Consider the following 23,034-nt stretch of genomic DNA (forward strand, 5'->3'; position numbering starts at 1 on the left):
CCAACACCAAAACTCTCAACAAACCACACACTGCCGCCCGCGGGTCGCCCTCACCTAGCCGCGGCTGCATTCACCCCCCCCGGGGGGGGGCAACCCCCCCCCCCCGGTCTCTGTCAGTGCGCCGAGTGGTCCGTCCCCTCCTCCAACTCCCCGCCCAGCGTGGTCCGCAGCGCCGCCATCACCTTCGTCTCCCCCACGGCCACCCACTTGCGGCCGACGAGATAGTGACCGCCGTAGTCCTTGGCCCCGTTGATCCACTCGCGCTGCCCGCGGTCCGTCGCGAAGGTGGCGAGGACGAACCTGCCGTCGCCGTTCTCGCAGATCGCCTGGCGGAGTTCATCGGCGTCGGTCTGGATGTCGGGCGCGCAGCGCACCTCGGCGGCCAGGTGCTCCAGGCTGCCGGTCGCCGTCGCCGGGACCGCCTCCTGACCAGCGTCGCCAGGGCCGCCGCACCCCGCGAGCACGATCACCGCCAGGCCACCGCCCAGGACGAGCATCGGTCGGGTCAGCCTCATCGGTTCCTCCGGGTCGGGCAGGGAGACAGTCGGGCCGGCAGACGCACATACCGCCCTTCGATACGGCTGCCGCACTCCGCGTGCTCAATCCCGGCACGGTCACCTTCCGCGCGGTGACCAACCGCCGTCCCGCTCGTTCTCACCGACGTGCAGTCACAGGATGTCGCCCCCCGCCCCGCGTCCGCCGGCTCCGGCGGTCCCGTCGTCGATGTCGAGCAGGCGGAGGCCGCGCTCGTCGAGCACTATCCGCGGCTGGTGCGGCTGGCCTATCTGGTGCTGCCGCCGAGTCCGAACCGGGGCCGCCGGGTGCTGAGCGCGCACGCGCTGGCCCAGCGGGCGCTGCCGCGCGGCCGGACCGCCGCGCCGGTGATCCCCGCCCAGTCGACCGGCGACCGCGACGGCGACCCGGGCTACGCGTACGTACGGCTGCGGGTGGTGCGCACCGCGCTGGAGGCGGGGCTGCCGCTGCGGCGCCGGGCGTGGCCGAAGCGGGCGCAACTGCCGCCGCTGCTGCCGCAGGTGTGGGGGCTGCGGATGTTCCCGCGCTCGGGCGGCGCCGATGAACTCGCCCTGGACCAGCGGCTGGCCGCGCTGTCCGCCCCCGCGCGTGCCGTGTACGCCCTGCGCGGGCTGGAACGGCTGGCCGACGACGACGTACGCGAAGTGCTCGCGGACGCCGGGGTCGAGGAGCCGGAGGCGGCGCTCGCCGAGGCGGACGGGGTGCCCGCGCAGTACGCACTGCTGGACTCCCCGGAGTTCGACCCCTGTGCGTTGCAGGTCCGGCCCACCGATCTGATGCGGCGCCGCCAGCATCTGAAGGCGGCCGTGGCGGCGGGCGCCGCGCTCCTGGTGTGCGGCGCGCTGCTGGGGCTGCCCGGCGACGGCTGGGGCCCGGACGGCGCCGCCGCCCCCGCGTACGCGCAGAACCCGGCCGCGCAGGCGGCGCTGGACCCGGCCCGGCTGGTGAAGGTCTCCCCCGCCGCCTGGAAGTCCGCCACCCGCACCGACTTCACCGTCTGGCCCGCGCGCGGCGAACTCACCGGCGACTCCGATCTGCTGCGCCGCGCCCTCGCGGTCTGGGCCCGCCCCGGCGAGTCCGTGCAGGTCTCGGCCACTCCCGGCACGGCGACCGGCGGCCCCGCGGGCCCGCCCCAGCTGCTGTACGCGGGCGTGGTCGACAACGCGCGTGTGGTGGTCCTGTACGACGGTCTGCGCCTCGCCCGGTACGCCGAGCCGAAGGACGGACAGGCCGGGGCCGCGCTGGACCTCGCGCGGCTCGACGGCGCGACGGCCACCGAGGCCACCGCCGTGGTGCTCAACCGGACCGACGGCAACGTCCGCTATCTGACCGCCCCCTGGGTGACCGCCGCGGCCGAGCTGGACCTGGTCAGGCCCGGCTCCGGCGCGATGGCGCTGACGGTGACCGACGGCATCACCTCGCCGATGTCCAGCCCGGCCACCCGGACCGGCGACTGCACCTCCTGGAACGTACTGAAACTGACCACCGCCGACGGCACCCGGATCGCCTCCGACCTCGGTGAGCTGGTCCCGGCCCGGCTCACCACCGGGCACCCCGGCGAGGCCCATGACGCGTCGGGCGCGGAGGCGCTGCGCACCTGGTCGCCGTACGCCTGTTCGATGGCGGCGGTGCAGGGGCAGGGCGTGCGGACGGTGAACGCCTGGAGCTTCGCCGAGCAGCAATTGCCCGAGTCGGGTGGCACGGCGAGCTGGGTGTGCACGCGTGCGGAGACCTGGCGGGGCGGCGGCGAGCGGGTGCTGGCGCAGTTCCACACGCCGGGCGGGGCGTACGGGGCGGTCGCGGCGAAGGGGGAGAACGTCCCGGCGTGCGGGGCGCGCGATCCGCAGGTGCTGGCCGGGGTGCTGTGGAAGTCCGGGGCCGGGTCCTGGTATCTGCTCGCGGCGGGCGGCCGGGACACCGCGTCGATCGCCACCACGGGCGGTGTCGAGGCGTCAGCCGAGGGCAATCTGCTGTCCGTGCGCACCGAACAGGGCGCGCAGGCAGGGCTGGAGGGGACGCTGGAGGACGGGCGGACCATCGAGGCGCTGCACTAGCGGGTGACAGCGGCCGTTACCCTTCGGCCAGGCTGCGCTTGAGGGGTTCCCCCGGCCCTTTACCGATCAGTACATTGACATCATGTCCAACAAGCCGGTCCGGGGGCCCGCGCCGGTCCCCTCCGAGCGCACCGCGCTCATGGCGCGGAACGTGTCGTTCTCCTGGGAGGACACCCCGCTGCACTGGGTGCCCGGGGACCCCTTCGCGTCGCACACCATCAATGTGCTGCATCTGCTGCTGCCGGCCGGTGAACGCTGGTTCGTCCATGTCTACAAGCAGGTGCTGCCGTACATCCGGGACGAGCGGCTGCGCGCGGACGTCATCGGGTTCATCGGGCAGGAGGCGACGCACTCGCGGGCGCACGACGAGGTGCTGCCGCGGCTGAGGGAACTGGGGCTGGACCCGACGCCGTACACCGCGCGGATCGACTGGTTCTTCGAGAAGCTGCTCGGTGACCGCAGGCTGCCGCCGGGGCGGGCGCGGCGCTGGTGGCTGAAGGAGCGGGTGGCGCTGATCGCGGCGATCGAGCACTACACGGCGTTCCTCGGCGACTGGGTGCTCAACGCCGGGGAGCTGGACCGGCGGGGCGCCGATCCGACGATGCTGGATCTGCTGCGCTGGCACGGCGCCGAGGAGGTCGAGCACCGGTCGGTGGCGTTCGACCTGTTCCTGCATGTCGACGGCGGCTACGGACGCCGGGTGCGCACCTGGGCGGTGGCGTTCACGGTGCTGGTGTTCCTGTGGCAGCGCGGGGCGCGCTTCTTCATGGCGAACGATCCGGCGCTGAGCGACGGCCGGGCGAGCTTCTGGGACTTCTACACGCGCGGGCGGCGCGGAGTGCTGCCGTCGACGGGCGCGTTGGTCCGCTCGATCCCGCGCTATCTGAACCGCGCCTACCACCCCTCGCAGGAGGGCTCGACCGCGCAGGCCGTGGCCTATCTGGCCGTCTCACCGGCGGCGCTGGCCGCCGCCGCTGCCTCTGTCTCTCCCGCCTCTGCCGCTGGCGGGCGGGAGGCCGGGTGATGCCGGGGCCGCGGACGGTGGTGGTGGTCGCGGGCGCGGCGGTGCTGGCCCGGCGGGCGCTGCGGCGCCGGATCGCGGACTCGCCGCTGTGGCCGCTGCCCGCGCTGGCGAAGCCGACCTCGGGGCGGCCCCGTTCCCGGGCGCTGCGGCTGCTGCTGACCGCGCGCGAGCCGATCGCCGACGGGGTGGTCCGGCTGCGCTTCGAGGGGCATGATCTGCCGCGCTGGGAGCCGGGGGCGCATCTGGACCTGGTTCTGCCGTCGGGGCTGGTCCGGCAGTACTCGCTGTGCGGGGACCCGGCGGACACCTCGTCGTACTCGGTGGCGGTCCGGCTGGTGGCGGACGGGCGGGGTGGCTCGCGGGAGGTGCACGAGCGGCTGGCCGAGGGGACGCGGCTTCAGGTGCGCGGGCCGCGCAACCGTTTCCCGCTGGTCTCCGGGGCGGGGTCGTACGTCTTCGTCGCGGGAGGTATCGGGATCGCGCCGCTGCTGCCGATGGTGCGGGCGCTGCCTGCGGGGGCCGAGTGGCGGTTGCTGTACTGCGGGCGGTCGCGGGCGTCGATGCCGTTTCTCGATGAGCTGGCCGGGCTGGGGCGGGGGCGGGTGACGGTGGTGGCCGGGCGGCCGGATCTGGACGGGCTTCGCGCGCGGGTGCCCGAGGGGGCGGCCGTGTACTGCTGTGGGCCCGAGGGGCTCATGGCGGCGGTTCGGGAGCGGTTCCCGGGGGTGCGGCTCGAACGGTTCGCGCCACGGGGCCCGGCCGGGGAGGGCGCCGCCTTCGAGGTCGAACTGCGGCGCAGCGGGCGGACGGTGGGCGTACCGGCCGGGACGTCGGCGCTGGCGGCGATCCGTGCCGAGCTGCCGGACACCCCGTACTCGTGCGGGCAGGGGTTCTGCGGGACCTGCCAACAGCGGGTGCTGGAGGGCGAGGTGGATCACCGTGACGAACTGCTCGGCGACGGGGAGCGGGGCGACTCGATGCTGATCTGTGTGTCCCGGGCACGTGGGGAGCGGCTGGTGCTGGACCTGTGAGCCGGCGAGGGTGCCGAGGGCGGAGGGCGGCGGTCCGCCCTGCCGCTCCGGCGTTGCTCCCGTCCCTACGCGGCTGGAACCGATCGGTAAGGTGTTCGTAAACCGATCGGTAAGGTGTGCGCATGTCTACCGGGGTTCGCCGCAGGATGGGTGTCGAGGAGCGGCGTCAGCAGTTGATCGGCGTCGCGCTCGAACTGTTCAGCCGCCGCTCGCCCGACGAGGTCTCGATCGACGAGATAGCGTCGGCGGCCGGTATATCCCGGCCGCTGGTCTACCACTACTTCCCCGGCAAACTCAGCCTGTACGAGGCCGCGTTGAAGCGGGCCTCCGACGATCTGGCGGACCGGTTCATCGAGCCGCGCGAGGGCCCGCTGGGCGCGCGGCTGCTGCGGGTGATGGGCCGCTATTTCGACTTCGTGGACGATCACGGCCCCGGTTTCGCGGCCCTGATGCGCGGCGGCCCCGCGGTGGGCTCCTCGACCACCAACGCGCTCGTCGACTCCGTACGGCAGGCCGCGTACGAGCAGATCGTGTCCCATCTCGGGGTCAGTGATCCGCCCGCGCGGCTGGAACTGGTCGTGCGTTCCTGGGTGTCGCTGGCCGAGTCGACCGCCCTGCTCTGGCTGGACGGGCGGCGCGTTCCGCGCGAGGAGCTGGAGATCCAGCTCGTCCATGACTTCGCGGCGCTGGCGGCGATCAGCGCGGCCTATGACGCGGCGAGGGCCGCGCTGATGCGCCGCGCGCTGAAGGGCGAGCCGGCCGACGGCCCGTTCACCGACCTGGTGACCCGGCTGATCGCGCTCGCGTCCTAGCCGGACGGGCCCGATCGGTGGACCCAGTGCCGGGCGCGCCGGGTCATTCGGTGAGGAGGGCGCCGTCGAGTACGCCGGCCGGCCGGACGCCGGTCGCGGCGAGCGCGGCGCCGTTGGCGGTGCGCTGGGCGGCGACGATCTGGCCGCGCAGGGCCTCGTCGACCCGGTCGCGGTCACGGGGGTCGACGGACCAGGCGGCGTGGTCCTTGAGGTCGGGGAACGCGGCCTTCTGGGCGTCGGTGAGGGTGGTCCTCGACAGCCGCAGCACCCGGATGTCCGTACCGGTCAGGACGCCCTTGTCGGCCTTGATGGAGCCGGTGAGGGAGGTGAGGAGCTGGGTGGCGGCGGCAGTCCGGGAGGCGTTCCAGACGACCGTGTCGCGGTCGATCCAGGTGGCGTCGGAGGTGGTGAGGTCGAGCGCGGCGGCGGCACCGGCGGGCTGTGGCAGGAGGTGGTTCTCCTGGCCGCTCAACAGCCACGCCTCATGGCCACTGGCCTGGAGGTCGAGTGACCGATCGGTGGGGAGATCCTTCTCGTCGCCCTTGTGGATGATGTAGCTGAGGCTGGTGGCACCCTCGGCGAGCGGTACCTCGTAGACCGCGCCGTAGGAGTCGATCCTGGCGGGCGTCAGGGGGTTGGACCAGTCGGTGGGCCGGGCGGCGCCGGTCCAGACGTGCAGGCCCCAGCCGTCGTAGTCGCCGTCGGCCCGGTGGTAGTTCAGGACGGCCTTGGACTGGTCCTGCGGCGGGTAGGCGGGCCGTTCGGTACGGACGTCGGGCTTGCCCTGCTCGATCCAGATCTCGCCGCTCCGGGTGACGTCGATGGACCGGTCGACGGAGACGTCCTTGTTGCCGTCCTTGTCGATGACCAGGAAGCTGACGTCGGTGGCGCCGGGCTTGAGCCTGACGTGGGCGAAGGCGCCGTACGCGTCCCGGCCGATGAAGGGGTGGCTGTCCGGCCAGGTGGTGGACTCGCCGTCGGCGAGGTCGCCCCAGGCGTGGACGCCCCAGTCGTCGTAGTTCCCGTCGGGCCGGTTGTAGTGGACGATCGCGTACTCGCGGGAGGTGGCGACCGGGGGCTCGGTGACGGGTGGGGTGCCGGTGGTGGAGGCGGCGGTGGCGCTCGCGGTGCGTCCGGAGGCGTTGACCACGACGGCCTTGTAGCGCAGGGCGGTGCCGGGGGGTGTGTCCTCGTCGATGGTGTGGGTGACCTGGTAGGGGGCGTGGTCGGCGGAACCGAGGGTCTGCCACGTGCCGTTGCCTGTCCGGGCGGCGAAGACGACCCGGTTGACGCCGCCGGCCGGGACATCGGCGGTCAGTTCGACGGTGCCGGTGGCGCCGGGGGCGGGGGCGTCGAGGGTGAGGGAGGGCTTGGCGGCGGGGGCGGCGGGCTTGGCGCTCGCCTTGAGGACGATCGCCGAGCCCGCCGGGACGGTGAGGGTGAGCCGGCCGTCGGCGGCGGAACGGGCGATGGCCCGGGTGCCGTACAGACCCCGGTAGGTCATGTTCGCCGACCCGGCGGGGAAGGTGGCCGTCTGCGGCTGCTCGGCGTTGTTGAAGGCGACGAGGTATTCGGTGCCGGTCTTGGGGTCCGTGCGGGAGACGGCGTAGACGCCGGGTCCGTCAGCGGCGTAGCGCTCGGTCTGGATGCCGTCGGCGAGGGCCGGGTGGGCCTTGCGGAGCGCGGCGAGTTGGCTGATCTGGCGGTAGAGGGGGGCCTTGGTGTCGTAGGCGTCGGTGGCGTGGGTGCGGTCGGTGCCGAGGAGGTCGTCGTCGAGGTAGTCGGGGACCTGGGAGGCGAACATGGTCTGGCGGGCGTCCTTGTCGCCGCCGGGGCCGGTGAAGCCCTGTTCGTCGCCGTAGTAGATGACCGGGTTGCCGCGGTTGAGGAACATCAGCTCATTGGCCAGCTCGGCCTTCCGAAGGAGTTCGGCGTCGGTGTCGTCCGGGGCATCCTGCTGGAGGAAGGTCCCGATGCGGCCCATGTCGTGGTTGCCGAGGAAGGTGACCTGTTCGTACGCGTTGGCGGTGCCGGTCGTGTACTTGTAGTCGTCGCCGAAGACCTGACTCAGCTGCTGGGCGCTGCCGCCCTGGGAGGCGTAGGCGCGGGCCGCTTCCTGGAAGGGGAAGTCGAGGGTGGAGTCGAGCTTGCCCTCGGTGACGTAGGGGGCGGTGATGTCGGTGTCGGCGGAGTAGACCTCGCCGAACATGAAGAAGTCGTCGCGGCCCTGCTTGGCGGCGTAGGAGTCCAGGGCGGTGGCCCACTGGGTCCAGAACTCGATGTTGACGTGCTTGACGGTGTCGACGCGGAAGCCGTCGATGTCGAAGTCCTTGACCCAGCGCTGGTAGATCTTCTCCATGCCCTCGACGACCTCGGGACGCTCGGTCCACAGGTCGTCCAGGCCGAAGAAGTCGCCGTAGGTCTCGGACTCACCGGCCCAGGTGGAGTCGCCGCGGTTGTGGTACAGGGTGGGGTCGTTGAGCCAGGAGGGGACTTTTACGTCGGTCTTGGCGGCGGGGACGACGGGGGTGCGGGGGAAGGAGTCCTCGTCGACCTCGGGGAAGTCCGCGTCCCCGTCGGCGTGGTCGGCGTCGTCGAAGGGTTCGCCGTCCTCGGTCAGATAGGGGAAGGCTCCCTTGGAGAGATAGCTGTAGGACTGCTCCTCGTAGTCGACGACGTCTGCCGTGTGGTTGGTGATGACGTCGAAGAAGACCTTCATGCCCTTGTCGTGGGCCTTGTCGATGAGGTTTTCGAGGTCCTTGTTGGTGCCGAAGTGCGGGTCGACCTGGGTGAAGTCGGTGATCCAGTAACCGTGGTATCCGGCCGAGGCGTCGGTTCCGGTGCCCTGCACGGGCTGGTTCCTGAAGATGGGGGCCATCCAGATGGCGGTGGTGCCCAGGCCCTTGATGTAGTCGAGCTTCCGGGTGAGGCCCTTGAGGTCGCCGCCCTGGTAGAAGCCCTTGTCGGTGGGGTCGTAGCCGGTGTCGAGGCGGGTACCGGTCAGGCCGCCGAGGTCGTTGGCCGTATCGCCGTTGGCGAACCGGTCCGGCAGTACGAAGTAGAACTGCTCGCGGGTGAGATCGTGCCGGGCGGGCTCGGCGGCGAGCTTCTTGTCGGACGGCGGCGGAGGCGGGCTCGCGGCCCGCGCGGCCAGCGGCTGGACCAAGGTCGCGGTGAGCGCGGCGACGGCGACGGCCGCGATCCGTCTGCCCTGGGCGGTGCGGGGCGCGCGGGGCGCCGGCCATCTCGGTATCACGGGCGTGAACTCCTTGCGCTTCCTGACGATGCCTGGCGATTCCTGCGGCTACGGCTGCTCGGGCCGGACCGCGCGACGCGGCGCGGCTGCCTTGCCGGGTGTGGGCGTGACCGTATCGCCGGGGAAAGGGTTGCAGCAAGAGCGCTGCAAGAAGTAGCAAGCTCTTTCAGCAGCGGGGTGAGATGAGGTGGGGCCGCTTGTCACGCCGACCGCGCGGCTCACTGCCGCTGCACGCGGGGGTCGGGCACGGGGCGGGTGGACCGGCTCCGGTCCTGGACCGCCTCTCTTGCCTCGCGACTCCCGCACAGATGGCACCGCTGCCTGTTGAGGCGGGTGAGGCGGCCCTTGGCGTTGTACACGTAGTCGTCACTGACCGAGCCGGTGCAGGCGGGGGTGGCGCAGGGGGCGACGCCGGAGAGGATCTCTCTGTGCCGGGAGTGAATGGTGTTGTAGTTGCATTCCAGGCAGGGGAAAGGGTGAATTCCCTCGCTGTTGACGAGATACGCGACCGCGTCTGGGTGATGGCAGTCGGGGCAGATCGCGGCCACGCTTCTCGCATCCCCTCGGTGGGACTTGCTTGGCTTACCGGGCTTACCGGGCTCACCGGTGATGCGATGACCAACGACCGACCATCTGCTTCGTGACAGCCGGAGGGGGTTGCGCGGGGGCGCGAGGCTCTGGATTGCCTCGCGCTCAACCCCTCTGCGTCCCTATTCCGCACGTCTTCGCGAATCCACCGTGAAATCCGTCCGGCGCACTTGGCGCAGGCGAACATCTGGGCGTCGCCGAAGTCGGAGGACGCGACGCCGGTGAGCGCTCCTGGAATCCGGGCGCGGCCACAACCGAACCAGCACCGGTCAATGACGCGCAGCGGCTCTTCTCCGCGTAGGGCACGGATCAGGTCCTCGCGCGTGGTGACCTTGGGCGGCGGTACCCGAACGCCCCTCAGCCCTACCCACACACGTTTCCCGCCCCTGAGCGGCTCGCACCCCCAGGCGACGGACAGTTCGGCGATGAGCTGAATGCCGCGACCTGTGCCGCTCCCCCAGTCCGGCTGCCGCAGCCGGGGGAGGCGTAGGGATCTGTCGGCGCAGGCCACGAGGATCTCGGCGCCGTTGACGGTCACGGTGAGCACGCAACGGCCGCCTGCGTGCCGGATGACGTTCGCGAGTAACTCCGAGACGACCAGTTCGGCGTCGTCAGCGTCGTAGCCCCAACCGGTGATCCGCTGGCGGACATCACGGCGGATGCCTGTGACGGTTTGGGGGGTGAGGGACGTGAGACTCCAGCGGGCGTTGGGGGGCGTCTCGACCGTTCCCGTGTGCATCCGACCTCCTTGACGGCAGGGCACCCGCCAACGCGAACACCTGTGCCACACAACTGAGTTGGACCTTGCACCAAGTCCTTCTCCAACAGAGTGCACGACCATGAGGTGCATGGACGATGCCGGGACCGCGATCGACGGCGACAAGACAAAGATCTCCCGCATAGAGAACGGGCGTCAGGGCATCCGGCCGCTGGAGATCAAGGAGCTGTGCAAGCTCTACTCGGTGACGGACGAGCGGGTGGTCACCGCGTTGCTCACGGCGAGGGAGAGCAGGAAGAAGAGCTGGTGGCAGCAGTACAGCGACGTCCTCAGCCCGGACTTCCAGCAGCGCCTCGCCCTGGAGACGGACGCCGTACGGATCTACGCGTTCCACACCATGGTGATACCGGGGCTCCTACAGACGAGGGAGTACGCCGAGGCGGTCATCCGCGGTTCCGGCCGCCATACTCCCGACCTGGAGATTGAAACCAGCGTCAACTTCCGTATGGAGCGGCAGGCCATTTTCGACCGCCCCGACGCACCTCAGTACGTCTGCGTGCTCGATGAAGCCGTACTTCACCGTGAGGTCGGCAGTCCTCGGGTCATGTGCAAGCAACTGCGACACCTGGTTGAGGCAGCCGACCGGCCGGGAGTGGGCGTGCAGATCGTCCCCCACTCGCAGGGCACCTACGCCGGTTTCGAAGGACCATTCACGATCTACAGCTATCCCGATCCGATGGAGCTGGATGTAGTGGGACTTGAATACCTCGAAGGAGCGATCTACTTGGAGGAAGGCAGCCCTGTTGAGACTTACCGAAGGTCCTTTGACCACATCCGGGCTGCCGCTCTATCGTCACGACAGTCCACGGAGCTGATCTCCAGGATCTGGAGAGCCAGGCCACCTTGGACGGTCTGATCGCCGTCGGCGACTCCAAGGACCGGGGGGTCGGCGCGTTCGCCTTCCCGCCTGACGCCTGGGGGATCTTCATAGAAGGCGTCAAGAACGACCTCGTCCAAGGGCTTGCACGAGGCCAAGACACCTCCAGCCGCAGCAACCGAACAGCATTTTGAAGACCGCCTACTACTACCTGTAGCGCGGCGGCGTCATCCCATGCGGTAGCTCACGACCACCGGCCGGGGATCACCCATTGTTGTCAGTCGGCCTCACCCAGCCCACCGTGGTGTGGAGGAGAGACCTTGAGGGCAGGTAGCCCAGCATGGCCGACCTGATCACGAAGTGGGCGACGCAAGTAGCGGAAACCGAGCTCAGCAGTGAGCTTCCACGGAGATGGGCGCACACAAAAGGTGTGGCCCAGCGTGCGGCTGACGTGCAGCGACTACTCGGCATGAGCGGCAACCTTCTGCTCGCTGCCGCCACGCTCCACGACATCGGGTACGCGCCACGGCTGGCCGTGACAGGGTTCCATCCGCTGGACGGAGCCCGGTTCCTTCGTGACGAGCATGGGGCGGACAAACAGCTGGTGCGGTTGGTCGCGAACCACTCGTTCGCGCTTCTGGAAGCCGAGGAGAGGGGGGTGCGGGAGGTGCTGGCGAGCGAATTCCCCTTGCTGGAGGAGCCGCTGCTGGTGGACGCGCTCGTGTACTGCGACATGACGACCACGCTCGATGGAGGCCGGACCACCGCTGAGGAGCGTGTCGCGGAGATCCGTGGTCGTTACGGGGATGACAGCGTGGTCGGGCGGTTCATGCGTCGGGCGGCGCCGGAGATCTTCGCTGCCGTGGGGCGGGTGAAGGCCGTCCTGGCGGCTCAGCCCAGGTAGGGGTAGGTACCGGCGAGGTAGTCCCCGATCTGCTGGCGCATGCTCGGGTGGATGTCGTACTGATCCAGGTCGGCCGGCTCGACGAAGCGGACGCCGTCGGCCTCCTCGTTGATCGTGGGCTCGCCGCCGACGGGACGGCCGATGTAGGTGTTCTCGTATTGCTGCCGAATCTCGCCGTCGGTGTACGCCACGATGTGGCGCGGGTTTGTGTAGACGCCGAGGAAGCCGATGACCTCGGCGACGATCCCGGTCTCCTCCAGGCACTCGCGTACCGCGCACTCGGCCGCGGTCTCGCCGATGTCCTGGGCTCCGCCGGGGAGTGCCCACTGTCCGGTGTCGCGGCGGCGCTGGAGGAGGAGGGCGCCGGTCTCGTCGACGACGAGCAGGTTGCTGGCCGGGATGAGGGTGTTCGCCTTCGGGGCGGTGGGGTCGTTGTAGTACTCAGTCCTGCCCATGGTCGGCGGTCCTCTCCTGGTCGGGTACCCATGGCCGGGCGGCAGCCCAAACGGCGTCGAAGCTCTGAGCGTAGTTGTCGAACCATCCTGCGCCGACTGCCCTCTTGAGGTGGAGCAGGGGGTTGGCACTGGCCGGTTGTCCCCAGATGTGAGGATTCACAAGCAGGTTGTCGTCGTAGCGGAACATGGACGTATAGAGCGTGGTGTCGTGGAGCCGTACTGCGCACCCTGCCTCGCCCAGCAACGGGCGGTAGTACGTCAGTGAGGCGCGGATCTTGGCGGCGAGGGTGTCACCGATACCCTCCTCGCGGCCCCGGATGGCGACTGCCTGCCCGTCCGGGTCGCCGAAGCATAGGCGCACGCGCACTCCCTCGGCAGCGCGTTCGGAGAGCATCTTGGCGACGTGAGGGTTGGACTGGGCGAAGAAGGTGCCGGAGAAGACGAGGACTCCGATCTCGTGCCGAGCCTCTCGCAGCAGCGCAAGCCAGTCGTCTCGGGGCACGCTGGCCCTGTTCTGGTAGGTGCCGACCAGCTCGATGCCTAACACGTCCCGCGGCCGGCCGGGGCGCTTGGACGGCTCGGGCCAGAGGAAGGTCTCCTCCACGCGCAAGTGTCGCGCGACGCGGAAGCGGTGCCGGGCATGGGGAATCCGCCCACCCAGCCACCGGCTCACCGTTTTGGGATCTACCTCGCAGACCTCGGCAAGCGAGTCGGGCGAGACACCGCGTTGGCCGAGCACAGTGCGCAGTCGGTCGTTCACAGCAACTATCGAATCGGTGCACCGCGTAATCACGCAAGGACGTTTTGGGACGCGGACGCTGAAGAGGAATCCCGCCGAGTGCCTACTCTGGCGGCATGGAGCTCTTCGTCCTGTGGGACATCGACCACACGCTCATCGAGAACGCGGGGGTGAGCAAGGAGATCTACGCCGCTGCCTTCTCCGCCCTCTCGGGACGCGAGCCGACGGAGCCGGCGCGTACTGAGGGGCGTACGGATCGACTGATCATGAGCGACATGTTCGTCCGCGAAGGGCTTCCCGTACCCGACTGGCACTTTTGTCGCGACCGCGCTCGCCCTGGCGGGAGAAGCGCATCAGGATGAGCTGGGCAGGCGCGGGACCGCCCTGCCCGGTGTCCATGAGGCGTTGAAGGCCGCTTCCGCTCAGAGCGGTTGGGTCTCCTCCGTCCTTACCGGGAACATCGCCGCCAACGCCCGTGTGAAGCTTGCCGCGTTCGGCCTCGACTTCCTGCTGGACCTGCCGGTGGGCGCCTACGGAGCGGACGCCGAGCTCCGTCCTCATCTGGTCGCTGTCGCCCGCGAGCGCGCGCTGCGGCTTCGCGGTGTCCCTTCTGACGTCCCCACCGTCCTCGTCGGGGACACCCCTCGTGATGTGGAAGCAGCTCTCACCACGGGCTCCCAGATCCTCGCCGTCGCCTCCGGCATCCATGCTCCGCAGGAACTGACCGCCGCCGGCGCAGCCGAAGTCCTGCCCGACCTGTCGGATACGAAGCGTCTCCTCGGCATCCTGGAGTCCTTCGCACGACACTGAAAACGTCCCTGGACGTCCTCGGTCCGTCCCTGAACGCGGTGCCGAGGTCCCCGGGCAGAAAGCCAAGATCAGGCTCCCAACAGGCAGTCAGCCGAAGGAGTCGATGTGATCGGGGAAGTCACCGGGATCAGGAAGATCCGAATGCTGTACCTACAACTGCTCTACCGCTGCAACTTCACGTGCTTGCACTGCTTCCACGGCAAGCGGCTCCAGTACGCCGACGCCTTCACCGCCGAAGAGGCCACGAGCCTCCTCACCCTGATGCGGGACGAGTACGGCACGGAGGCCGTCACACTTCTCGGCGGAGAGCCGTTCGTCCACCGGGACCTCGCGCGGCTCGTCCGCCACGCCAAGGAGGAGCTGGGTCAGCGCGTCGAGATCTGCACCAACGGGTACCGGGTCGAACGCCGCCTGATCGAGATCGCCCCGCACCTGGACCTGCTCAGAGTCTCGCTGGAGGGCATCAGGTCGACCCACGATGGAATCCGCAGGCAGGGCAGCTACCGGAGCGCCCTGAACTCGCTCAGTCTGGCGCGTGACCTCGGCGTATCGACGGGCGCGACCATGACCATCACCTCACGGAACATCGACGAGGTCCTCCCCCTCGCCAGCATCTTGGCGCAGCTCGGGGTCCGGCAACTCAAGCTCCACCACCTGCGGGTGGTCGGCAACGCCGCCGACCACCCCGAACTGCTGGTCACCACCCCCTCCGCGTACGGCCGGCTCCGCGAAGAGCTCGCGTCGGCTGATCTGCCCTTGGAGGTGATCGTCGACGAGGACCTCTCCGAGCAGGGCGCCCCGCAGGTGTGCTCGCCGTCCGGCGGCCCTCGCGAGATCGACCGCATCGAGGCCGACCCGCGCGGTGCGCTGACCATGTCCTGCAAGGCCGTGGGCAAGGACTCGCACGCCTTCTGGTACGAGAAGGCGGCCGGACGCATCGTCCACAAGCCCTCGGAAGCCGACGAACTCACCCTCGCGGTCCCGGACGTGGTGTACACCCGTGCCTGATCACCCGCGCTTCGAAAGCCTGGAGGGACTACGCGGCACCGGTAAGTCCACCATGGCGCCGATGCTCGCCGCCGCCCGACAGGCCGTCCTTGTCGCGACCGTCCCATCCCTATACCAGCCGCTCAGACACGCGGTGGATGAGCGGACAAACGTCGAGGCGCGGATGTGCCTCTACCTTTCCGCGCTGTTCACCGCGGCCGAGGAGATCCAGCACCATCTCGACGCCGGCGCCTCGGTCGTCGTCGAAAGCTACTTCGCCCGGTGCCTCGCCACCCACCGGGCCCTGGGTGCCCGGCTCGGTGTCACCCTGCCGAACCTGCTGCCGACACCCGTCACGTACCACCTGGTCTGCGACGACGTCGAAAGACAGCACCGCCTCGCCGGACGGAACAAGCCGGGGTCGCGATGGGACGCGCTGATCGAGACCGCTACGGACCGGGTGACGGACGCCTACGCCGCATTCCCGATGCATCACGTCGACACGACGGGGCGCAGTCCCGACGAGGTCCTACGCGTGATCATGGATACCGATACGCAAGGAGCGCACCCCCATGCAGACACAGAGCCTGTGGGAGCACACCCTCACCTTCTTCCCGCAGTTCCTCGCTGCGTTGCGGGAACGCGTCGCCCCTGACGCCACGGTCGCGGTAGTCGGCGCGAGCGACGGCAAGTTTGTCCTGCCCCTCGCCGCCGCCGGGTACCACGTCGTCGCCGTCGAACGCGATGCGGTCGCCCTCCACGGCGGCGACGTCCATCTCCCGGGTGACAGTCAGGCGCACGCGCTGGGCCTGATCGACCGGCTGAAGCTCGAAGGACTCCACGAGCACGTAGAAGTCGTGGAGGACGACTTCCTCGAAGGCGACCCCCTGGGCCTGCAGTGCGAGGCGGTCTGGACGAGCTGCTCGTGGCACTACAGTGCCAACCACCATCGCCCGCTCTTCGAGTTCGTCGACCGCATGCAGCGCCTGGTCCGCCCGGGCGGTGTGTTCGGCGCGGAGTTCATGATGCCCGTCGAAAGACGCCACCACATGACCGCGCACTACACCTCTCCCGAGCGCCTGCTCCCTCACTTCCTCAGTGGCTGGGAAGTCCTGCTCGCCCTGCGCACGAACGAGTTCACGGAACGGGGCCACGTCGGCCGGCCGAACGACCACACCCACCGCATGGGCCTGCTCATGGCAGCCCGAACGTCCACCGTCGCCGACCACTTCTGAGAGAAGGACACATGAAGCACGAGTACGAGGCGAAGTTCCTGGCCGTCAACGCCGCCGGCCTCCAGGCGAAGCTGACCGCCCTCGGCGCCGTCCGGGCGTTCCCCCGCACGCTCCTCACCCGCAAGATCTTCGAGAACGACTCCCTGGACGGCGGGGCCTGGATTCGGCTGCGTGACGAGGGCAACCGCTCGACGCTCACGCTCAAGCAGGTCACCGACGCCACGAAGATCGACGGCACTCAGGAGATCGAGACCGAGGTCACCGACCTGCACGCCATGGCCGACATCCTGCTCCGGGTCGGCCTCACCGAGGTGCGCTACCAGGAGAACTACCGCGAGGAGTGGCGCTTGGGCGAGGTCGCGTTCGACTTCGACACCTGGCCCGACCTGCCCACCTTCCTGGAGATCGAAGGACCCGACGAGGCGTCGGTCCGGCAGGCCGCCGCGCTGCTGGACCTCGACTACTCCGAGGCCCAGTTCGGCAGCGTCGACGAGATCTACAAGCGTGAGTCCGGCCGTGACATCCTCGCCGAACCCACCCTCCTGTTCTCCGACGCTGAGAAGTTCGCAAGATAGTCTCCGACGCGATCAAAGGAAACTACGCATGATGACGCAGAGCGGCCTCAGCACGGCTGCGTTCAGGAAGAGCACTCATTTCAGTGGCGGCAACAACTGCGCAGAGGTTGCGGGCCCCCCGGCCGACGGCTTGCAGAAGAGCAGCTACGGCGAGGGCGGGAACGCACAGTGCGTAGAGGCCCTCCCCCTGACCGCCAAGTCGACCGCCGTCCGTGACAGCAAGGCCCCCGAGCACCTTCGTCTTTCCGGGCACCGCCTGGGCCGTCATCGACGGCATCGAGAACGACCTCGTCCGACCTGAGGCTCGGAGAGGGGCTCCCCGTCCCCACCACCCCATTACCGTGTCCGAATGCACCAGAACGCCCCCACCTCCGACGCACCGGACACCGCCCGCGGAGCAGTCGCCGTCATCGCCAACCGCCAGGGTGAACTCCTCCTCCACCTCCGCGACGATCTGCCCGGCGTCATCACCTGGCCGAACCACTGGTCCGTCCTAGGCGGTGGCTGCGACCCCGGCGAGGACCCGGCCGCCGCGATCGTCCGCGAGTTGCACGAGGAAGCGGGACTTGACGTCGGGCGTCTGACCGAGTTGTTCGAGATGCGTGACGAACACGGCTCGGGCCAGCTGATCACCTTCTTCGCCGCCCACTGGGACGGCGACGCGGCCCGGCTGCCGCTCGCGGAGGGCGTCAGGCTCCAGTTCTTCGCCCCCGAACAACTCGGCGCCCTCACGATCCCCCCGTTCATCCGCACCGGGATCCACCGCTATCTGGCCGACCGGCCCGTCCGCTGACGCCCGCCGGCCCGGCTCACCGCAGGTCCAGCCGCACAAGCACCCTCCGATGCCCCGACAGCACCGACGTCGTGTCCGCCGCAAACACAAACCCCGCCCGCTCGAAGTTCTTGCGCAGGCCCGGGTAGGCCATCGTGAGGTCGACCCTCGCGTCGCCGTTGTCCAGGGGGTATGCCTCGATCGCGGGGGCGCCTCGATCGCGGGCGAAGGCGATCGCGCCGGTGATGAGGTGGTGGGAGATGCCCTGTTTGCGGTGGCCGGGGCGGACGCGGAGGCACCACAGGGACCAGACCGGGAGGTCGTCCACGTGGGGGATCTTGCGGTTGCGGGCGAAGGCGGTGGCCGTGCGCGGGGCCACCGCCGCCCAGCCGACGGGTTCGTCACCGTCGTAGGCCAGGACTCCGGGGGGTGGGTCCTGGCGGCACAGGTCGGCCATGTACTCGCCTCGGGCCGGGCCCCGTAGCTGCTGGTTGAGCTGGGAGGGGACGCGGTGGCTCAGGCACCAGCAGACATTGGCGGTCGGGGACTTCGGGCCGACCAGGGTGCGGACGTCCTCGAAGACGGTGGCCGGGCGGACGGCGGTGACGGGCATGGGGTCACCTTGCCATGAGGGGTGGCGAGAGGGGCGTAGCGGCTCAGACCAGGGCCAGGCAGGTGTCCCAGGGGGTGGGGTCGGACGGAGGGGAGGTGGTTACCGCCGTCAGGGTCAGGGCCACTCCCGCCGCGCCCTCCAGGAAGCCGGGGCGGTCCTGGGCGGTCGTGCCCTTGGAGTCGGTGTAGCGGAAGCCGAAAGGGGTCTCGGGGGTGTAGTGGGCCAGGACTCGTTCGGTCAGCGAGGGGAGGGCTGCCGTCAGGGCCGGGTCCGCCGTGTCCTGGGCCATGCGGTGGGTGATGCGGAGCAGTCCGGCCGCGCCATGGCACAGGGAGGCGTCGCCGATCAGCCAGTCTGCGGGTGGGCGGGTGAGCAGGGCGTTCAGGGCCGCTACCGCCAGGGCGGACCAGTCCGGCCGGTCGAAGGCACGTCCGGCGAGGTGGAGGGCGCGGGCCACCCCCGGCGTGCCGTAGCACCACGCGGCTCGGGCGGGGCCGATGTCCTCACCCGTGGTGAAGGGGAGATACGCGGGCCAGCGCGGGCCCCGCTCGTCGTAGCGGAGTTGGTCGATGAGCCACTCGGCGATGGTCGTGGCCGTGCGGTGCTGGTCCGGCACGGTCACCTCCGCCCGGGTGGCCGCCGACAGAAGGGCGAGCTGTCCGGCCACTCCGTGCGCCAGGCCCAGGTTGAAGTGGCCCCGGGTGAAGGGGTTTTGTGGGCCGTCCCAGGTGGGTGGCCCTGCGATCCACCAGCCGGGGACCCTGCGGCCGTGCACCCTGTGTGGCCTGGCCACATCGATCAGGGTGGTCAGAATGTGGCGTACGGCGTCGTGGCGGCCCGCTGCCAGGAGGTGGCGGCCCAGCCCGGTCAGGCCGGAGATCAGGTCGGTTCCGCCCACCTCCCTGCGGCTGCGGGCGGCCACCGTCAGGGCGGCGACCGCGCGGACCGCCGTGTCGTCCAGGGTCTGGCGCAGCGCCCGGTAGGCGTCCCCGCCGTGTGCCGCGACCAGGGCGGCGAAGGCGATCCCGGTGTCCCCGGCGAACAGTCCCCCGTCCGTCCCCGTACGGTGCCGGGCGGCGGCCAGCAGGTGGGCGTGCGCGGTGCTGCGGGCGTCGCACGCCGGGGCGTTGCCCGTGTACAGCAGGGCGACCCCGGCGTGACCGTCACCGAGCGAACCCGGCGACCAGCCGTCGGGGCCGCAGGAGGCGTCCGTCGTACGGCGGACCGTGGCCGGGTCGGCGAGCCGGCGGGCGACCTCGCGGGCGACGGCCATCGCCCGGGTCGCCGTGGGGCCGACCACGGGCGCGAGGGCGGCCAGGGTGGCCTTCACGTTCGTCATGCTCCCGCTCGCTTTCGGTCCGCGCGTGCCTGGGCCACGCCCCGGCAGGCGGCCAGCAGGGTCCGTTCGGAGTCCGGGTCGATGCCGATCAGGCGGTTGTGGTGCATGTGCAGGAGGCTGCGCAGAGGGGTGTGCAACGCGGTCTCGCCGCCTGTGGTGTGGAGTGCGGCCCCGTAGGCCGCCAGTGCGGTCCTGCGGGCCTGCCGGGGGGTCCGCAGCCCCGGGCGGTCCAGCAGGGCGGGCGGGTGGTCGGGGTCCAGGCTGCTCGCGGTCAGCAACGCGCGTCGGTGGGGGCGGAAACGGGCCTGCCGTTCCTCGTCCTTGGCCAGGTTCTCCGTCAGCCAGGTCAGCGGGTCCACCTGGGTGCCTTGCAGGAAGGCGCCGACCAGGTCCAGCGCGCAGACCGTACCCGCGATCCAGGGGGCCGCTCCTGCGCGGTCCACGCCCTCGCGCAGCAGGGCGGTGCCGAGCGCGCTGTCGGTGTGGAAGACGCGGTGCGCCAGGGGCAGCATCGCTGTGCCTCCGTAGCGTTCGTATTCCGGTTCGTACGTGGACAGTTCCAGGCGTCCGGCCGCGCCCCGCGCGCGCAGGTCCGCCGCCCAGGCTCCGAGGCGGGGGAAGACCCGCGCCGCCAGGATGTCCGGCCGACCGTGGACGCGGAGTCTGAGGTGCGGGGCCGGGTCCGCGTAACGGATCACGAACCACTCGTCCGCCTCCGGCGGCAGTCCAGACGCGAAGTCCGCCATCGGGCCCGCCAGCAACTCCCGTTGTTCGTCCGCGCCCGCGTAGAGGCGGGCGTAGAGCCATTCGCTGCCGGGGGCGTACGCCGGGGCGCCGGACCCGCGCACAGGCACGGGCGCGGGCACGGGCACAGGCACGGGCACAGGCATGGACTCGCGAACAGACCCAGGCGCAGGCGCAGGCACGGGCGCGCACACAGACATGGGCACAGACACAGGCACCGGCACCGGCACCGGCGGCCCTACCCCCGTCGCGTTCGCCGTCCGCAGGGACACCACGATCTCCGCCGTCGACACCCCCTCCCCCAGCCAGCCCCCGCCACCCGCCGCCGGATCCTCGCGGAGCGTCACCCCCGTGGGGTCGTCGTGGGCGTCGATCTCGGTGCGCAGCAGCGCACGGTGCCAGGGGCGGCGCAGGTCGAGGCGGAGTTGGCGGTCTCCGGTGCCGACCCGGATCAGGTCCGGGACGCGCCAGCGGGCCCGCCAGTCGGCGAGGGCCGCCGCCCAGTCGCCGCCGGTCAGGGCGCGGTCGCCGAGCCGGGGGTCGGAGCAGCGCCAGCGGGCCGGGGCCAGGACCGTACGGCGGTGGCGTACCCGGGGCAGGGCGGGCAGGTTCGTCAGCGCGCCCCAGTGCCACAGTGCCCAGGTGCGGTCGCCCATCGACGCCACGTCCTGGAGGAAGCGGGCCGCGTTCGGGGCGGCCTCGGGGACCAGCATCGAGTACTGGAAGACCTCGACCTCGGCGCCCCGGCTCAGGGAGAGGACGCGCAGCCGGTCGCCGTCGGCGCGTACGGCGAGGTCGCTGAGCGGGATGTCCCCCGGGCGGTCGCCGCCGAACGTCCCGGCGACGATCCGGTGCGGCAGCCAGTGCGGGGCGCCGGTCACATTGCGGTGGCGGGCCTGCATCGGGGAGAAGACCAGTTGGGCGGAGAGGGTGCCGGGGCGGGGGGCCACGGCCGCCGCGCGCAGGACGTCCGGGCCGCCGAGCAGTTGGGCGAAGCGGCCCAGGGCGGCGCCGGGGGTGGGGCAGCCCGGTCCGGGGGCGAGGACCAGCGTGAAGTCGCCCGCGTCCAGGGCGGTGGCGTCCCGGGCCGCGAGTTCGGCGAAGAGGTCGCCGCCCCGGGGTGGCGGGGCGACGGGGCCGGGGGCCAGCCGGTCCACCACGGTGTCGTCCAGGACGAGTTCGGTGCCGTCGCGCAGTGCGGCCAGCGCCAGATCGGCGAGGAGCGCGTCGCGGCGCGGGTCGGGTTCCCGGCGGGGCGCGGTGCGGTGCCCGGCGGGGAAGCGGTAGCCGGCGGGGGCGCCGAGCCCGCGTTCGGGATCGAGCAGTTCCAGCAGGGGTACGGTGCGCAGCCCGCCGTACCGCTCGATGAACTCCTCGTGGTACTCCCGCAGGGGGTGCGGCCGGGCGCCCTTCGAGAGCCGCCACAGGACCTGGGCGGCTGCGGCGGCCTCCGTGCCGACGGCCGCGTCGATCGTGCCCTTGACCTCCAGGCGTACGTTCACGGCGAAGGCGTCGGAGGTGAAGTGGCCGTCGTCGTAGCCCTTCTCGGAGCCCCCCTCGCCATGCGGCGGCCCCTCTGCGCTCTCCCCTCGTTCCCCCCGCTCCCCCACCCGCACCGCCCGTTCCGCCCGCTCGCCCGCCGCCGCCCGCCACCGCCGCAGCTCCTCCGCCTCCGGGGCGAGGGACAGCACATGGGCGAGGGGGTCGGGGTGGTCGGCGGGTGGGCGCAGGTCGGTGAGGAGCAGGTCCTTGTCGATCAGCCGTGCCACCAGCTCCGCGACCGCGCCCTCGGGCGCCCCCGGGAAACGGGCGCCGACCCGTTCCAGCAGCTCCGGGTACGGGACGGGCCCGGCGGCGGTCTCCATGACCGCCTCGACGACCGGTGTGCGGCGGACGGAGAGCCGTACCGGCGCGGTCCCGGCGTCCACGGGTACCGGCAGGATCAGCCGCTCGCCCCTGTTCACCGCGAGGTTGTTGGCGTGCAGCCGCAGCCGGGGCAGGATCGCCGGGTCGGTCTCCAGCGGGCGTACGGCGGCGACCAGGGCGCCGAGGTCGGGGCCGACGACCCGGCGGTGGCCGTCGCCGTGGTGCAGGTCGGTCGCGGGGCCGAACTCCAGCAGGCCCACCCCGGCCAGCAGCCCGAAGGGCGTGGCCCGGCTGCCGGCGCGGATCAGATAGCGGCTGAGGGCGAGGGCCGCCCGGCGCACCTCCCCCGGCTTGGGCCGGTGACCGGCGGCCACCCGGCGCAGCGTCGCCGCCAGGGGCGGGCTGGAGATCTCGATGGCCTCGTCCAGCAGCGGGGCGCGCGCCCGGCGCAGAAAGGTGAGCAGTGCGTCGGTGTCCTCCCCGGCGGGGTCCACGACCGTGCCCTCCCAGGGCCAGAGCGGGGCCCGCAGCAGCACGGAGTGAGCAATTTCGAACGGGTGAACACATTTTTCGGACATACGACTCCCCTGCCGGCGACTTCCCCGACTTACCTAAACGATCACATCGGAAAACCACCCCGGAAACCAAGAACAAGTAAAGGCGGGAGCGTACCGGCGTACTCAGTAAAATCATAGGACTCCGGATTTGGTTGACTACAGCACCCATGAGACCTACGGTTTATACGCCGCCATCCGAAGGCGGCATCAAGCACCATCAAACACCTGTTCCCATTCCCTGCTTCCCGGCATTCGCCAATTCTCCCGAAAGGAAAGAAATCATGGCGGAAATCGAATTCAAGGAAATGTTTGACATCGACCTCCAGGAGTTCCCGGTGACCGAGGCGGTCCGACGTCACGCCTCGACCATGGGCGGCTCCCTGTGTACCGGCGGTGGTGGAGGCACCACCTGGTTCGGGCCGGAGAACCGCGACTGACCGACCGGTCCCGGAGACCGTCACACGGGCGGGGGGGGGGGGGGGCCCCCCCCGCGGGCGCGGCGGGCGCCCCGCCGCGCGTGGAAGATTGGAGGAGAGGGGGGTGG

At 70.8% G+C, this 23,034-nt stretch carries 22 protein-coding genes and 1 pseudogene; 15 read left to right on the top strand and 8 right to left on the bottom strand.

The features are described from left to right. Window positions 1-113: 113 nt before the first annotated feature. On the bottom strand, window positions 114-515 hold the full coding sequence (locus tag ACFXAZ_RS33420) for a hypothetical protein (protein WP_384598774.1): 402 nt from the start codon (window positions 513-515) through the stop codon (window positions 114-116). Window positions 516-662: 147 nt separating this feature from the next. Between ACFXAZ_RS33420 and ACFXAZ_RS33425 the strand changes: the two genes are divergently transcribed. The 4 genes from ACFXAZ_RS33425 (at window position 663) to ACFXAZ_RS33440 (ending at window position 5,455) form a co-directional block, all read left to right on the top strand. Continuing rightward, complete coding sequence (locus ACFXAZ_RS33425; RefSeq protein ID WP_384598776.1) at window positions 663-2,588, top strand: hypothetical protein; 1,926 nt, start codon at window positions 663-665, stop codon at window positions 2,586-2,588. 82 nt (window positions 2,589-2,670) lie between these two features. Next, window positions 2,671-3,612, top strand: a complete 942-nt coding sequence (locus ACFXAZ_RS33430) for a metal-dependent hydrolase (RefSeq protein ID WP_384598778.1) — start codon at window positions 2,671-2,673, stop codon at window positions 3,610-3,612. Next, a complete protein-coding gene (locus tag ACFXAZ_RS33435; RefSeq protein WP_384598780.1) occupies window positions 3,612-4,643 on the top strand; it encodes a PDR/VanB family oxidoreductase in 1,032 nt (343 codons plus the stop codon). Before ACFXAZ_RS33430 ends, ACFXAZ_RS33435 begins: the two co-directional genes overlap by 1 nt. Before the next feature lie 122 nt (window positions 4,644-4,765). Continuing rightward, window positions 4,766-5,455: a TetR/AcrR family transcriptional regulator gene (locus tag ACFXAZ_RS33440; RefSeq protein WP_384598782.1), complete on the top strand. Its 690-nt coding sequence runs from the start codon at window positions 4,766-4,768 to the stop codon at window positions 5,453-5,455. Window positions 5,456-5,498: 43 nt separating this feature from the next. On the opposite strand, the gene ACFXAZ_RS33445 is transcribed toward ACFXAZ_RS33440, so the two are convergent. Next, entirely contained in the window at window positions 5,499-8,711 is a 3,213-nt protein-coding gene (locus ACFXAZ_RS33445; protein WP_384598784.1) for an alpha-amylase family glycosyl hydrolase, read from the bottom strand. Between the two features lie 218 nt (window positions 8,712-8,929). After that, entirely contained in the window at window positions 8,930-9,259 is a 330-nt protein-coding gene (locus ACFXAZ_RS33450; protein WP_384598786.1) for a hypothetical protein, read from the bottom strand. Window positions 9,260-10,147: 888 nt separating this feature from the next. Here ACFXAZ_RS33450 and ACFXAZ_RS33455 point away from each other — a divergent pair. The 3 genes from ACFXAZ_RS33455 to ACFXAZ_RS33465 all read left to right on the top strand — a co-directional run bounded on the left by ACFXAZ_RS33455 (window position 10,148) and on the right by ACFXAZ_RS33465 (window position 11,798). After that, window positions 10,148-10,933, top strand: coding sequence for a DUF5753 domain-containing protein (locus tag ACFXAZ_RS33455; protein ID WP_384598787.1), 786 nt, complete (start codon window positions 10,148-10,150; stop codon window positions 10,931-10,933). Next, a complete protein-coding gene (locus tag ACFXAZ_RS33460) occupies window positions 10,921-11,088 on the top strand; it encodes a DUF397 domain-containing protein (RefSeq protein WP_384598789.1) in 168 nt (55 codons plus the stop codon). The genes ACFXAZ_RS33455 and ACFXAZ_RS33460 overlap by 13 nt, the downstream gene beginning before the upstream one ends. A gap of 146 nt (window positions 11,089-11,234) precedes the next feature. After that, on the top strand, window positions 11,235-11,798 hold the full coding sequence (locus ACFXAZ_RS33465) for an HD domain-containing protein (RefSeq protein ID WP_384598791.1): 564 nt from the start codon (window positions 11,235-11,237) through the stop codon (window positions 11,796-11,798). On the opposite strand, the gene ACFXAZ_RS33470 is transcribed toward ACFXAZ_RS33465, so the two are convergent. Together ACFXAZ_RS33470 and ACFXAZ_RS33475 are read right to left on the bottom strand one after the other, a co-directional pair. Further along, window positions 11,786-12,253, bottom strand: coding sequence for an NUDIX hydrolase (locus ACFXAZ_RS33470; protein WP_384598793.1), 468 nt, complete (start codon window positions 12,251-12,253; stop codon window positions 11,786-11,788). The genes ACFXAZ_RS33465 and ACFXAZ_RS33470 overlap by 13 nt on opposite strands. After that, window positions 12,240-13,013 (bottom strand): XRE family transcriptional regulator, encoded by a 774-nt coding sequence (locus tag ACFXAZ_RS33475; protein ID WP_384598795.1) that lies wholly within the window; start codon window positions 13,011-13,013, stop codon window positions 12,240-12,242. Before ACFXAZ_RS33475 ends, ACFXAZ_RS33470 begins: the two co-directional genes overlap by 14 nt. A 95-nt stretch (window positions 13,014-13,108) precedes the next feature. On the opposite strand from ACFXAZ_RS33475, the pseudogene ACFXAZ_RS33480 reads away from it, so the two are divergent. The 7 genes and pseudogenes from ACFXAZ_RS33480 to ACFXAZ_RS33510 all read left to right on the top strand — a co-directional run bounded on the left by ACFXAZ_RS33480 (window position 13,109) and on the right by ACFXAZ_RS33510 (window position 17,392). Beyond that, window positions 13,109-13,802, top strand: a pseudogene (locus ACFXAZ_RS33480) (HAD family hydrolase). A gap of 105 nt (window positions 13,803-13,907) precedes the next feature. Beyond that, window positions 13,908-14,810, top strand: coding sequence for a radical SAM protein (locus ACFXAZ_RS33485; RefSeq protein ID WP_384598797.1), 903 nt, complete (start codon window positions 13,908-13,910; stop codon window positions 14,808-14,810). Continuing rightward, window positions 14,803-15,444 (top strand): hypothetical protein, encoded by a 642-nt coding sequence (locus tag ACFXAZ_RS33490; RefSeq protein WP_384598799.1) that lies wholly within the window; start codon window positions 14,803-14,805, stop codon window positions 15,442-15,444. The genes ACFXAZ_RS33485 and ACFXAZ_RS33490 overlap by 8 nt, the downstream gene beginning before the upstream one ends. Then, on the top strand, window positions 15,362-16,024 hold the full coding sequence (locus tag ACFXAZ_RS33495; RefSeq protein WP_384598801.1) for an SAM-dependent methyltransferase: 663 nt from the start codon (window positions 15,362-15,364) through the stop codon (window positions 16,022-16,024). The genes ACFXAZ_RS33490 and ACFXAZ_RS33495 overlap by 83 nt, the downstream gene beginning before the upstream one ends. Before the next feature lie 11 nt (window positions 16,025-16,035). Continuing rightward, window positions 16,036-16,599: a class IV adenylate cyclase gene (locus ACFXAZ_RS33500; protein ID WP_384598803.1), complete on the top strand. Its 564-nt coding sequence runs from the start codon at window positions 16,036-16,038 to the stop codon at window positions 16,597-16,599. Between the two features lie 31 nt (window positions 16,600-16,630). Next, a complete protein-coding gene (locus ACFXAZ_RS33505) occupies window positions 16,631-16,900 on the top strand; it encodes a DUF397 domain-containing protein (RefSeq protein ID WP_384598816.1) in 270 nt (89 codons plus the stop codon). 48 nt (window positions 16,901-16,948) lie between these two features. Next, complete coding sequence (locus ACFXAZ_RS33510) at window positions 16,949-17,392, top strand: NUDIX domain-containing protein (protein WP_384598804.1); 444 nt, start codon at window positions 16,949-16,951, stop codon at window positions 17,390-17,392. 16 nt (window positions 17,393-17,408) lie between these two features. Here ACFXAZ_RS33510 and ACFXAZ_RS33515 read toward each other — a convergent pair whose 3' ends face one another. The 3 genes from ACFXAZ_RS33515 to ACFXAZ_RS33525 are packed head-to-tail and all read right to left on the bottom strand — an operon-like array spanning window position 17,409 to window position 22,469. After that, window positions 17,409-17,984 carry a GNAT family N-acetyltransferase gene (locus ACFXAZ_RS33515; protein ID WP_384598806.1) on the bottom strand — a complete coding sequence of 192 codons (576 nt, stop codon included), beginning with the start codon at window positions 17,982-17,984 and terminating at the stop codon, window positions 17,409-17,411. A 43-nt stretch (window positions 17,985-18,027) separates the two neighbouring features. Next, window positions 18,028-19,323, bottom strand: coding sequence for a lanthionine synthetase C family protein (locus tag ACFXAZ_RS33520; RefSeq protein WP_384598808.1), 1,296 nt, complete (start codon window positions 19,321-19,323; stop codon window positions 18,028-18,030). Beyond that, window positions 19,320-22,469, bottom strand: coding sequence for a lantibiotic dehydratase (locus ACFXAZ_RS33525; RefSeq protein WP_384598810.1), 3,150 nt, complete (start codon window positions 22,467-22,469; stop codon window positions 19,320-19,322). Before ACFXAZ_RS33525 ends, ACFXAZ_RS33520 begins: the two co-directional genes overlap by 4 nt. Before the next feature lie 302 nt (window positions 22,470-22,771). On the opposite strand from ACFXAZ_RS33525, the gene ACFXAZ_RS33530 reads away from it, so the two are divergent. Continuing rightward, window positions 22,772-22,927, top strand: a complete 156-nt coding sequence (locus tag ACFXAZ_RS33530) for a hypothetical protein (RefSeq protein WP_384598812.1) — start codon at window positions 22,772-22,774, stop codon at window positions 22,925-22,927. The last annotated feature ends 107 nt before the right edge of the window (window positions 22,928-23,034 follow it).

This window comes from Streptomyces sp. NPDC059477 (genome assembly GCF_042749375.1).
Taxonomy (GTDB): domain Bacteria; phylum Actinomycetota; class Actinomycetes; order Streptomycetales; family Streptomycetaceae; genus Streptomyces.